Origin of the sequence: Wolbachia endosymbiont (group B) of Melanargia galathea, assembly GCF_964030625.1 — a bacterium.
Taxonomy (GTDB): domain Bacteria; phylum Pseudomonadota; class Alphaproteobacteria; order Rickettsiales; family Anaplasmataceae; genus Wolbachia.
Genome location: NZ_OZ034910.1, coordinates 1,085,610 through 1,098,052, shown reverse-complemented (window position 1 = coordinate 1,098,052; position 12,443 = coordinate 1,085,610). Strand labels below are relative to the sequence as shown.

At 34.0% G+C, this 12,443-nt stretch carries 12 protein-coding genes, 1 tRNA gene, 1 other RNA gene and 1 pseudogene; 5 read left to right on the top strand and 10 right to left on the bottom strand.

The features are described 5' to 3' along the window. Positions 1-61 precede the first annotated feature (61 nt). Positions 62-571 (top strand): annotated as a pseudogene (locus AAHF52_RS04965) (glutathione S-transferase family protein); the annotation flags it as partial. On the opposite strand, the gene AAHF52_RS04960 reads toward AAHF52_RS04965, so the two are convergent. After that, the gene (locus AAHF52_RS04960) at positions 543-1,220 is read right to left on the bottom strand and encodes an O-methyltransferase (RefSeq protein ID WP_006013497.1); all 678 of its coding nucleotides are present in this window, start codon (positions 1,218-1,220) and stop codon (positions 543-545) included. The pseudogene AAHF52_RS04965 and the gene AAHF52_RS04960 overlap by 29 nt on opposite strands. Before the next feature lie 251 nt (positions 1,221-1,471). Here AAHF52_RS04960 and AAHF52_RS04955 point away from each other — a divergent pair, with 251 nt between their 5' ends. Next, a complete protein-coding gene (locus AAHF52_RS04955; protein ID WP_007302334.1) occupies positions 1,472-1,750 on the top strand; it encodes a DUF2671 domain-containing protein in 279 nt (92 codons plus the stop codon). 28 nt (positions 1,751-1,778) lie between these two features. Here AAHF52_RS04955 and AAHF52_RS04950 read toward each other — a convergent pair whose 3' ends face one another. The 3 genes from AAHF52_RS04950 to ssrS form a co-directional block, all read right to left on the bottom strand. After that, a complete protein-coding gene (locus AAHF52_RS04950; RefSeq protein WP_012481954.1) occupies positions 1,779-2,510 on the bottom strand; it encodes a thioredoxin domain-containing protein in 732 nt (243 codons plus the stop codon). Positions 2,511-2,524: 14 nt separating this feature from the next. Beyond that, positions 2,525-2,986, bottom strand: coding sequence for a type II toxin-antitoxin system RatA family toxin (locus AAHF52_RS04945; RefSeq protein ID WP_006013504.1), 462 nt, complete (start codon positions 2,984-2,986; stop codon positions 2,525-2,527). 17 nt (positions 2,987-3,003) lie between these two features. Further along, positions 3,004-3,165: non-coding RNA, 6S RNA (gene ssrS, locus AAHF52_RS04940), on the bottom strand. A gap of 117 nt (positions 3,166-3,282) precedes the next feature. Here ssrS and AAHF52_RS04935 point away from each other — a divergent pair. Continuing rightward, on the top strand, positions 3,283-3,867 hold the full coding sequence (locus tag AAHF52_RS04935; RefSeq protein WP_213863858.1) for a phospholipid-binding protein MlaC: 585 nt from the start codon (positions 3,283-3,285) through the stop codon (positions 3,865-3,867). Then, the gene (locus AAHF52_RS04930) at positions 3,864-5,174 is read left to right on the top strand and encodes a bifunctional folylpolyglutamate synthase/dihydrofolate synthase (protein ID WP_264686179.1); all 1,311 of its coding nucleotides are present in this window, start codon (positions 3,864-3,866) and stop codon (positions 5,172-5,174) included. The genes AAHF52_RS04935 and AAHF52_RS04930 overlap by 4 nt, the downstream gene beginning before the upstream one ends. Before the next feature lie 5 nt (positions 5,175-5,179). Here AAHF52_RS04930 and AAHF52_RS04925 read toward each other — a convergent pair whose 3' ends face one another. The 3 genes from AAHF52_RS04925 to AAHF52_RS04915 form a co-directional block, all read right to left on the bottom strand. Continuing rightward, the gene (locus tag AAHF52_RS04925) at positions 5,180-5,566 is read right to left on the bottom strand and encodes a hypothetical protein (protein ID WP_007302338.1); all 387 of its coding nucleotides are present in this window, start codon (positions 5,564-5,566) and stop codon (positions 5,180-5,182) included. 351 nt (positions 5,567-5,917) lie between these two features. Beyond that, on the bottom strand, positions 5,918-6,391 hold the full coding sequence (locus AAHF52_RS04920) for a hypothetical protein (RefSeq protein ID WP_007302339.1): 474 nt from the start codon (positions 6,389-6,391) through the stop codon (positions 5,918-5,920). A gap of 59 nt (positions 6,392-6,450) precedes the next feature. Next, a tRNA-Leu gene (locus tag AAHF52_RS04915) sits at positions 6,451-6,535 on the bottom strand. A 62-nt stretch (positions 6,536-6,597) separates the two neighbouring features. Between AAHF52_RS04915 and tldD the strand changes: the two genes are divergently transcribed. Beyond that, positions 6,598-8,028 carry a metalloprotease TldD gene (gene tldD, locus AAHF52_RS04910; protein WP_007302340.1) on the top strand — a complete coding sequence of 477 codons (1,431 nt, stop codon included), beginning with the start codon at positions 6,598-6,600 and terminating at the stop codon, positions 8,026-8,028. Between the two features lie 450 nt (positions 8,029-8,478). On the opposite strand, the gene AAHF52_RS04905 is transcribed toward tldD, so the two are convergent. The 3 genes from AAHF52_RS04905 to gyrA all read right to left on the bottom strand — a co-directional run bounded on the left by AAHF52_RS04905 (position 8,479) and on the right by gyrA (position 12,400). After that, on the bottom strand, positions 8,479-8,637 hold the full coding sequence (locus AAHF52_RS04905) for a hypothetical protein (RefSeq protein ID WP_019078626.1): 159 nt from the start codon (positions 8,635-8,637) through the stop codon (positions 8,479-8,481). A 366-nt stretch (positions 8,638-9,003) separates the two neighbouring features. Then, positions 9,004-9,603: a ubiquinol-cytochrome c reductase iron-sulfur subunit gene (gene petA, locus AAHF52_RS04900; RefSeq protein ID WP_006014178.1), complete on the bottom strand. Its 600-nt coding sequence runs from the start codon at positions 9,601-9,603 to the stop codon at positions 9,004-9,006. Between the two features lie 94 nt (positions 9,604-9,697). After that, a complete protein-coding gene (gyrA, locus tag AAHF52_RS04895; protein WP_264376685.1) occupies positions 9,698-12,400 on the bottom strand; it encodes a DNA topoisomerase (ATP-hydrolyzing) subunit A in 2,703 nt (900 codons plus the stop codon). Between the last annotated feature and the right edge of the window lie 43 nt (positions 12,401-12,443).

Below are 12,443 nucleotides of genomic sequence, written 5' to 3'. Positions count from 1 at the left end.
TGTTACTTCGTGCTAAAATAATGGAGTATGTCTCTCCATCATTCAATAGCAATTACAGTATGTACCAGTATTAATAGATAATAACTTTGTAATAGCGGATAGTAATGCCATTTGTGAATATATAGAAGAGATTTACAATAGTAACGTCAAATTACTTGGTTCATCAACTATTATTAAGTCTAAAATACGCGCTTTAATCAATTGGTTCGATAGCAAATTTTACAATGAAGTTACTAAGTATATTATGAATGAAAAAGTAATTACTAACCGCAGCCCTGACTCTAGATTTCTTCATGCAGCTCAGCATAACCTGCCTTACCATATGGAATACATCGAACACTTAATTAACAAGAACGTTTGGCTTGCAACCGATAAGTTCACTTTAGCCGATATTACTTTAGCATCACATATTTCTATAATAGACTACGTAAATAGTTTTCCCTGGGAAAAAAGTAAGATTTTAAAAGAATGGTACTCCATTGTTAAATCAAGGCCTTGTTTTCGCGAAATATTATTAGAGAGAGTTTTTGGCTTAACTCCCCCTAGACATTACGCTGACCTTGATTTTTAACTTGCGTTAGTTTTAAAGCTACAGTCATTCCTTCGTCAGTAGGAATCAATATGGAGAAATATTTTTTTTCATCTGACAATCTATCGTTAAACTCTCTCATAGCATGCCATGACTTTTCTGATACTTCTTTTGGAGGAGATTCTAAAAATACTGTATCAAATAATAGAGTGTTATCTGCAACGATTAGCCCATCTTGTTTAATGTATGACTCTGCCCAATCTAAATACTTAGGATAACTACTTTTGTCAGCATCGATGAATATCATGTCAAATGGTGCCTTTGCTGATAATTCATTAATTTTTTCCAGTGCATCACCTTCTATTAGAGTAATTTTATCACTTAGATTAAAAGCACTAAAATTTTTTTTTGCTATTCTTGAGTGTTGAGGATTATTTTCTATTGTATATATATGACCATCTTTCGGTAAAGCTTTTACCATACAAATTGACGAATAACCATATAAAGTGCCAATTTCAACTATGCTTTTAACTTTATGGATTTTGATAAATAAATTTAATAATTTTCCTTCTTCAGGAGTGATTTGAATACGTTGTTTCTTATCAAGAGTACAATGTTCTTCTATTTTTTTATACTCTTTTGCAAATAAGCTTCTTATGTACAACGATTTTCTGCTAAAGTTATGACGCATTAAGTTTTATAATATAAACTAAGGAGGTTTAATCTATATAAGATTTATAGATATAACAATAGAGTTAAGAATAATAAAAATTTTTATTTTAAGTTGTTATTTTATAAAGTAAAATTTTAAGTGACAAAGATTATTATATATTTTACTATGGTTAACTAGTATAATAACCAATTGTTATACTAGAATTAAGGGATCGTTTATTTTACATCTCTCTTAAAATGTAATTTTTATAATCAATTAGAGGGGGTTATATGTCTTATAACATTGCTAACGAAGTTGAAACGTTAAGCAAGAAATCTAATAATAATGAAGGAGTGAAATTACTGCACAATCCAGCTTATCGCGAGAAGTACAAAGAACGCTTTAACGAAGCTCAGAAAAAAGTTATGGATATGGTCCAATTTTATGATGGAACGATAGTATTAATAGAGAATAAAATTGCTATGTATTATTATGCTTGGCACAGTAAAAAAAGAGAGTTTGAGCGTAAAAAGCAACAAACAGTATCAAAAAATAATGATTCAGCATAGGGTTTTTATATGGTAAGCTACAGTGTTATTACTTCACTATAGCTTTTCCATATAACTCATCTATTACATTAGTGAAGTATTCCAGCTCTCTATACCCTTCATGTTTGATTTTACCATTCTCTACATATGATTTGTCATCGTTAATCTTGATGATGAATACAGGAGTAGCTGTGATATCAAGTTTATTAATTGCAAGTGATTTATCATTTATAATTTTGTCCATCATCTTTTTATCATTAATGCATTGGTTAAATACATCTTGCTTCAAATTGCTTAGTGCAGCAATTTTTTGTAGTATAGTTAAATCACTAAAATTAGAGTAGTTCCACGAGTCTATTGCATTAAACACAGCTTTGTTAAAATTAAAATAGTCTTCTTCTTTTTCATAGCAATAACTTAGCATTGCAGCTTTTAATCCTCTGTAATCTAGAGGAAAATGACGGAATATGTATAACATCTTACCTGTATCTATGTACTTTTCTTTGATTTTAGGAAAAACTTTCTTATGAAAAAGAGAACAGTGATAACAAGTGAGCGAAGCATATTCTATCATTAAAATTGGTGCTTTTGGATCACCTAATAATTTATCATCAGGCAGTAGTGACAGTAGTTCTTTTGATGTTATTTCATCAGTTTTTTGAGTGTTGGGTAAGTTTTGTTCAATAGCTGCATAAGAACTAACACTTATAAAAATAAGTAAGAACAATAATCTAAAAATCATTACAATGGAAATACTTAACTTATTAAAGAATTTATGCATTTATATAAATGATGTCAAGATAACTTTTTCTCGGCAACACTTTCTACTCTGTCTTTAAATGCAGCAATTATTTTACTTTGTGTGTATTTATAAACTGAGTTTAATAAGGCGGAAAACAAATTGGATTTAAATTCAAACTTTATATAGAACTCTACCATAGTTTTACTTTCATCTATAGGAGTGAATTTCCATTCGTTGTATAAATGTTTAAATATTCCATTTGACGACACAGCTTTTATCCAACTTTTATTTGCTCCATTTGGAGAAAGAAAGGTCACTTCTGATGTGTAACTTCCTTTAATGCCATGAAAAGCTGCAAGGAGGTCCACAATCATTTGGCTATCAGTTTTTTCTTTTATATAAACAGCTTTGCACCAAGGAACAAAATCAGGATACTTCTCAACGTCAATTACAACTTGAAATATCTCATGAGATGAACAGAAAAAAACACCTTGTTCTTTATATTGGTGTAACATAAACCTAAATAATGGAAAAGGGATCCATATCTACCGTCAGTCTTAGTAGATTCCTGAGACCTAAAGTTAAGGTGGGCATCACGTACTAATTTCAATGAAATTAACAGAGGCAATTCCCTTGATCAGAAATTATCGCTCGGGAAATTTAACTTAACTCATAACGCATAGCACAGACCCCTAAATTAATTATAGATTATTTATATAGAGTATGTCTATAGATATATTAAAACTAGCGATCATTATTTTGCCTTTGTTAAATTTTGCATTTTAAGTATCATAGCTAATAAATATATCTTATGAATCTTATTAAGTTCTTAACCATTTTTATTGTAATCTCCTCAAGTGCTTACGCGAATTGTATAGGGCACAAAACTTTTGTGCTTGCCATGAAGCAGCAAGTAGACAACACGTCTATGAAAGGGAATAGAAAAAATCTAGAACATGTACAAGAAGAACTTCTGAAAATTATTCAGAATAATGTTGACCTCAAAGGAATATCTCGATTTGTCATAGGGAAATATTGGAATTTATCTACTCAGAAAGAAAAAGAAGAGTTTCTAAAAGAATATGAAGTATATCTCGCGCGTTTGTGCGCTAAAATTTTGTATAAATACATAAATAATAGTGAAATGATCATAATGAGTACAAGAGCAGTTGACGATGAAACTTGTCTGATAGGAACAAGATTTTCTTATGGTGATGAGGAATTTACAAACATTGACTTTAAAGTGACTAAAAGTGACAATTCTTTCTTAATAAACGATGTTGTAATGAGTGGAATAAGTATTTCTATTAATCAACGTTCTCAATTTAGTGAAAAGATCGACACGAATGGCATGGCAAGTGTAATAGATGAATTAAAACGTAACAATAATTTATGATATACATGCCTCATTGGCCTAAGCCGATTGGCAGTAGGCCAAAGGATTTTTCTCTTGATCGCATAAAAAGTTTTCTAAATAAACTGGGTAATCCCGAGAAAAAAATACCGCCAATAATTCACATAGCTGGCACTAATGGCAAAGGATCAACACTATCCTTTATAAGATATATAATGCAAGCAGCAGGGTATAAAGTTCATACGTACACTTCTCCACATTTAGTGAATTTTAATGAGAGAATAGTTGTTGCAGGCAATGATATCGATGATAGTGAATTACATAACTCACTGGAAGAATGCCGTATAGCAGTCGCAGAACAACCCATCACTCTATTTGAAGCCGCAACGACTGCAGCCTTCTTAGCTTTTTCTCGTCATAAAGCTGATATTACTTTAGTTGAAGTGGGTCTGGGTGGAAGGCTTGATGCAACAAATGTTATAGATAATCCGATTCTAACGATCATCACTTCCATTGCACTTGACCATACAGAATATCTTGGTCCTACCGTAGAAACCATAGCAGGTGAAAAGGCTGGAATAATGAAACCTAATGTTCCTTGCGTAATAGCACCACAAGAAAAATCTATAATGAACACGCTAGAACAACACGCAATAAACAAAAAATCTCCCTTATATAGAGGAGGATTTGAGTGGAATTGCGAAAAACAGAATAACAGAATAGTCTTTCAATCGACTATTCAATCAATAGAATTTTCTTTGCCATCTTTAAAAGGAGATCATCAAATAATCAATTCAGGAAACGCAATTGCAGCATGTAGCATTTTGAGTGGGAAGTATGGATTTAATATTGGAGAAGAGGACATTGCTTCAGGTTTACAGAGCACTTATTGGCCTGCGCGGCTAGAGTCTATAAAAGAAGGTAATTTAATTTCTTTATTACCAAAAGATTGGCAATTATTTCTAGATGGCGCGCACAACAATGATGGTGCCAAAGTGTTAGCTAAGTGGGTAAGAGACAATTTTGCTGAAGGTATCTATATGATCTTTGGTGTTACTCGTAACAAAAACGTCGCAGAGTTCTTAGAGCACTTAAAGCCATACATCAAACTACTATGCGCCGTTTGTGTTAAATCTGAACCTAAAGCAACAAGTACAGATTTAATTAGAGAAGGAGCTCATAATATAGGAATCAATGCTATCGAATGTGAATCAATCAGAGATGCTATATCAAATCACATACTAAAAGCTTCTATACAAAACGTCAAAACCATACTAATCTGTGGCTCGCTATTTTTAGCCAGAGATTTGAGTATGGAGAATAGCTATCAATTAATCCAAGAACAATAAATGCACTACACAACTTGCTCTCTTCCATGAGCGTGAACACTATCGGGATTTACAATGCTGCTTGGCTTTTCGGTTAATGCTCCTATAGGTACATTTTGTTCATCACCTCTTCCTTCAGTTTTTACAAGATTTACAACTTTTCTCTCGTAGATCTCACTTGCTAATTGTAATAATAAAGTACAACCTAGTACTATAGCAAATCCAATGAGTACTTTACTGTCTACGCAACTAGATTGGTACTGCAACACCAAACCTGCTATTAATAAAATAGGAGGAAGATAATTTGAAATTTGGGAAGTAAGAATTAGATATTTAAATGCTTTACTTTTGAACATTTCATCTATATAAATAGTACCTTCAAAAATAAACGTTAGTGCGGTTGTGTGTCCCACGCTGGCTCTCTAAAATTACTTTAGCTACAAATATTAAGAAATTTACTAAGTAAAAAAAGACAAAAGAACCCCCGTATAGCGAGTTTTAATAATTTAAATTGATAATGTACTAACAAGCGCGATTTGGCTGAATGTAGAAAAAATAAAAAAGACATGCAGCCGCTATAATTTTTATGTAATTTGCCAATAAATATTTGAGTTTTTTACTGAATTTTGCTGTTAAATCCGCGGAGATTAAAAACAAGGGTAAATACTCTTGCTATCATAGTAAGGGAGATGGCGTAATTTGTCAAGTTAAATAAGCTAAGTTATTAACATGTAATAATTAGGCAGCTATTGCAGATTGAATGTTCAAATGATCACTAACTTTGAGGTTTTGGTTTCATCTATTTGCGGCTGACTAATCATAGTTCGAATGAAATTGGTTGCCATAAAGGTACAACCTAGAATAAAAAAAGCAACGGAAATAAAGGGGATAATAGGAAATTCAAGAGGTAATATAGATGTAATTCCTCCTATTAAAAATGAAACGTTAGATGCAATGTCGAGGCAGATCTTCATTAATTTCTCTTGCCGAGAGGTATCGAGTTGCTTATTAAGGCCACACTGCCTAAAATGATCAGTTAATGACCATATATTTAAAGCAAGCGAAAGTGCACTTAGTATAGTGCTGACAATAGTAAAATACAAGCTTAAGGAAGAAATATTTAGGGCTAATGCTGCTATGTACCCACTCAAAGAAGCAATAGATAGTGCAGTAACCAAGCGTTTTGAATAAGTTCTTATTTTCTTTCTGTAAACAAGCTTTTTTTCTTCATAACTCATAAACTTAGTAGTAAATACATTATATCATAGCATTAATTGACTCAAAAATCAATACAGAGTGCCCGGGAGAAGACTTGAACTTCCACAACTTGAAAAGTTACTAGCACCTGAAGCTAGCGCGTCTACCAATTCCGCCACCCGGGCTTTTTGTGATTTACTATGTTAAAATTAAATAATATACTTAAACAATTTTTAGCTCAAAGGTAATGCCAAATCTAGATCAAATATTTTTTGCTCAGAACAATGTTAATATTAATAATGTATATAAAATAGTCAACAACGCTTTGAGCAATAGTGATGGTGGTGAGCTATTTTTAGAGTTTTGCCAATCAGAATCCCTGATTTTTGATGATAATATATTAAAACATATGGATTTAAATATCAGAAGAGGATTTGGTCTCAGGTCTTTTTGTGAAGATAGTACGTCTTTTGTTTGCTCTTCTGAGATTAGCGAAAAAGAAATTAGTAAAGCTGCCTCTATGGTAAAAAGTTCAGCATCTTTAAGCAAAACAAATTCAGTAAACTTAAATGAGGAGGCAAAAAGCCTGTATTCAAAGATTAATCCCATAAATGAAATGGATCTGAGCTCAAAAATTAAACTACTCAATGAGATTAATGAGTATGTAAGGTCGAAGAATAACTGCGTGAAGCAGGTAAAAATAACTCTAAATGGAGAATGGCAAGTTGTACAAATAATAAAAGATGATCACAGGTTAAGCGATATCAGGCCTTTGGTACGTTTTAATGTACTAGTCATCGTAGAGAAAAATGGCCGAGCAGAGAGAGGTTCTGCAGGGCACGGTGGAAGAGACTCTTATAGTAAATTTGTTTCTGAGAAGAAGTGGAAAAAAGTTGCAAACCAAGCGTTAGAACAAGCGCTAGTAAATCTTGAGGCAATTCCAGCTCCGGCTGGAGAGATGACAGTTGTTTTAGGTTCAGGTTGGCCAGGAATATTATTGCATGAAGCTGTAGGTCATGGACTTGAAGGTGATTTTAACCGTAAAGGAATCTCGGCATTTTCAAATTCTATGGGTAAACAAGTGGCAGCCAGTAACATTACTGTAATTGATGATGGAACTCTACCTAATTTGCGTGGTTCTATTAGCATAGACGATGAGGGTACTTTACCTGGCTATAATGTGCTTATAGAAGATGGAATTCTAAAAGGATATATGCAAGATCATATGAACGCTAAACTTATGGGTGTAAATCCAACTGGTAATGGTAGAAGAGAAAGTTACAAAGAAGTTACTATGCCACGCATGACAAACACCTATATGTTGGCAGGAAAATATGCACCAGAAGAAATAATATCCAGTGTAAAAAGAGGCCTATATGCAGTAAATTTTGGTGGTGGACAAGTTGATATAACATCAGGAAAATTTGTTTTCTCATCTTCAGAAGCTTACCTAATAGAAAATGGTAAAATTACACAGCCAGTGAAAGGAGCAACACTAATTGGTGATGGGCCAACAGTGCTAAAAAAAGTATCAATGATTGGTAATGATCTAAAGTTAGATCCTGGTGTTGGTACGTGCTCAAAAGACGGGCAAAATGTGCCTGTTGGAGTTGGTCAGCCAACACTCAAGGTCGATGCAATAACTGTTGGTGGAACTGAATATGTAGATAAGGGCTAAGCGAACTCAGCTCATGCTGTACAATTGTACAAATATTGTAACCATTATTCAAGTAGCTCATATAGATGCAAAAACTACTTAACAAATCTCTCTGCCTTCCTTGCCATAACGTGTATAACAATCTCACAAAAAATAATATCATAGAATTCAATAGGTGGTCTTTAAAAAATCCTTAAGGAAAGTAAAATCTGTTTAAATAGGCCGATATAGATGGTTTTACGATATAATAAAATTATTATAAACAAGAACTTATAAACTCTAGCAAATGAATTTGTGAGTTTAGTGGTGTTAGGAATACCTGGCTCTTTTATGTGGATTGACATTCTCAATAACCTGCTCTAGAGATAGATTATATAATTTTGACAAGGTTCTTGGCATGTGATATTTTTCTCGAATATAGGTAATGGCATAAATGACTTTATATCTATATCCAGCTCTAGGGGAAGATCTTCAATGTTTACGTCCATCCCTGACAAAGGATATTCTATGTCCATGTGCAGCTTTGGGGGATAGTTCTACTTTGAAGATTTCTTTCACTTTTACTATTGCGACTCCCAATTCCACTGAAATCACTCTTTCCCTTAATTCATATTGATATGGTGACTCCATTTATTCCCTCACTTTCAGCTTTTTCTTGCTTTACCATATCTCTTCCCCTCTTGTCTCTATCTTTATGTATTAAGCTATATAACTCAAAATCTTGATAAAATGCAGAAAAGTTTTTTTAATTTCAGCTCCATCCTCGAAGAGTTAGAAAATAACTTTAAGCAAGTTAGTCAGAATTTTTCTGACGCAAAGGAACAAGTTTTAAATTTAGCTGTCAACTCTGAAAATTTGGCAGGCAAGTTTCTTAATTATCACCCGAATATGTGCATAGTATAAAATTAGCTTGATAGACTTCAAGAGCTTTGCCTATGAAGTCAGTGTGCTTCTTGAAATGCAATATACTTTTATTACTTTAATTATGAAAATCCGTTAAGCCTTCTTGCCAATTACTACAATATTTTCACTTGGAAAAAAGTAGTCAGGTATAGCCATGTTCTTTGGTGCAGGACCGCCAATTACTCGGCCTGATGTGTCATAATATGAACCGTGACAAGGGCAGAACCAACCGTTGCCGTCTTTTGTAGCGTGATCAACTGGTACACATCCAAGATGGGTGCATATTCCAATCATAATTAACCATTCATCTTTTCCTTTATATACTCTTTTTTCATCTGATTCAGGATCTCTCAAATTTTCTGCATTTATGGCTCTTGCAGCCTCAATCTCTTGTTTTGTGCGCTTGCGGATAAATACTGGCTTACCTTGCCATTTTACCTTTTTTCCTTGTCCTTCTTGAATATCAGATAGATTAACCTCAACCGTAGACATCGCTAAAACCTCAGCAGAAGGATTCATAGACTTAACCAATGGCCAAAGACCGCTTGCAGCTCCTATACCTGCCATGGCACACGTAGTTAATGTGATAAAATCTCTTCTACTCTTATTTTTGGCAAAATCTTTAACAAGAGATGTTTTTTTATTCTTCTCATTCGTCAATGATTTTTTATTTTTAGTTAACTTCTTATCCATCAATCTCTACTTGAACATAGACATATATTTTAATTTAAATATTATAGATTAATCAATAGAAATTTGCACTATTTGTTTAACCTTTGCTATACAGTTAAGAAGAAGCAGAGTTGTCAATTTCGGAAATACTATCTTCAGTGGAATCGGGATCCTCAATTTTCGCTACTGACACCACCTTTTCTCTACTCTCTGTTTTAAACAGAGTGACTCCTTGAGTGCTACGTCCTGCAATTCTGATATCATTTACTGAAATACGAATTAACTTTCCTTTATCTGTAATAAGCATGATATTATCACCCTGTTCAACTGGAAAGCTAGCAACAACATTACCGTTTCTGTCGGTAGTAAGGATATTTGTAATACCAACACCACCTCTATTTGTTACCCTATACTCGTACGCAGAAGTTCTTTTACCAAAGCCATTTTCAGTAATAGTTAATATGAACTCCTCATTCATTGCAAGTTTTAAGAACAGTTTGTTATCTATTCCTAAATCATTCAAAGTCTTTTCCAATTTAGAATCAATGAAGTTATTAATTGCAGTCCCCAGTCTTTTTGCAAGTGGAACTTTTAAGTAAAGTTCTTTTGTTTCTGTTGCTACACCTATCCCATTTAATATGGTCATAGATATCACGCTGTCATTCTTTGCAAGTTTGATACCTCTTACGCCATCTGAATTGCGACTTTTAAATTGACGCACATCACTTACAACAAATCTGATGCTTTTTCCAAGTGTTGTTGAAAGTAGAACATGATCAATTTCGCTACATACTTTAACTGATATTAACCTATCCCCTTCGTCGAGCTTTATTGCTATTTTTCCATTGCTTGGAATATAGTGAAAATCTGCTAAGGAGTTACGCCTTATGTTCCCATGAGCAGTAACAAAAACTATATTTTGATTTTCGTCATTCTCACTTGGAAGCGGCATGATGTTAGTTATAGTTTCACCATCGCTAAGCGGGAATATATTAACAAGCGCTCTTCCACGTGCAGTTGGCTCTGCAAGAGGCAGTTTATAAACCTTTAATCTGTAAACTCGACCAGTATTAGAAAAGAATAAAAGGCTAGTATGAGTATTTCCAACAAATAATTTTGTGATTACGTCCTCCTCTTTTAACCCCTGTCCTAGCTTTCCTTTTCCACCACGATGCTGGGTTCTATAGTGAGAGAGCTTCACACGTTTGATGTAACCATTCATAGTTACGGTCACTACCATATCTTCTTGTGGAATTAGATCTTCAGCTTCAATGTCCGTATCTGATTCCTCTATTGAAGTTTTTCGCGGCACAGCAAATCTGTTCTTTATTTCTTGTAGATTGTTTTTTATTTCTTTCATCAACTTCTCTCCTGAGCCAAGAAAAGCGATATATTCTTTTATCAGGTTGATCATTGAACTTAGCTCAGCTTCTAATTTGTCTTTTTCAAGGCCTGTTAAACGTTGCAATTTCATGTCAAGAATAGCTTTCGTTTGCAGCTCAGTTAATCTATACACTCCGTCTTTCAAAAAGCTCATGCTGTCTGAGATTAATCCAATAATTGTGTTTATCTCAGCTGAAGTTTTCCATTCTTTATTTAAAAGTTCTCTACTTGCTTCCGCAGGATCTTTTGCACCACGGATGATTTTTATCACTTCACCTATGCTCAAGACCGCAATGTAGAGCCCTATATATATATGAGCTTTTTCCCTCGTTTTTCTTAGACGAAATTCTGTTCTCCTGATTAATACTTCTTTTCTAAAATCAACAAAAGCAGCTATGATTTCTTTTAATGACATCAAAGCAGGCCTGTTATTGTTGAGGACTAGAGTGTTAACACTAAAACTACTTCTTAGTGGAGTTAGTCCTAATATTTGATTAAGTATAAAACTTGCTTCAGCATTTCTTCTGAGGTCAATTACTACCCTAATACCAGACTTATCAGACTCATCCCTAATTTCTGTTATGCCATCAATTCTTTTTTCTTTTACAAGCTCACCTATCTTCTCAATTAATTTTACTTTATTTACCTGGTAAGGTATTTCATTAATCACTATTGCTTGCCTATCTTGTGGCAGGTCTTCTATGTGAGTCTTGCCTTGCACAACAATTGAGCCACGACCAGTTGCAAATGCTGATCTTATTCCAGACCTTCCAAGAATCATTCCCCCAGTTGGGAAATCCGGCCCTGGCATCACTTCAAGTAACTCATCCAAAGTAACTTCAGGATTATCTATATATAACATACAAGCATCTATTATTTCTCCAAGGTTGTGAGAAGGAATATTGGTTGCCATACCAACTGCAACACCGCTTGCACCATTTACCAATAGATTCGGAAATTCTGCAGGCAGTACAACAGGCTCTGTTTCATTTCCATCATAGTTTGGCCTAAAATCAACTGTATCTTCGTCAATATCATTTAGTAAAAAATGCGACACTCTGTGGAGCCTTGCTTCTGTATATCGCATTGAAGCTGGCGGATCTCCATCTATCGAACCAAAGTTACCTTGCCCATCAATCAGTGGTAAAAGAAGAGAAAAATCTTGAGCCATCCTGACCAAGGAGTCATAGATAGCCATGTCACCATGTGGGTGATATTTTCCCATTACATCCCCGACTATACGAGCTGCTTTTTTATACGGTTTACCGGCATCGAACCCAGCCCTCGACATTGCGTATAATATGCGCCTATGAACAGGTTTAAATCCATCTCGCACATCAGGTATAGCTCGACTTATGATCACACTCATTGCGTAGGAGAGATAAGAATCCTCTAGCTCTTTCACTATTGAAACTGGTACTATGTTGTCTTGCATTTTCTATACTTTGATTGAAATAACTGTAATATTAATATTCAAC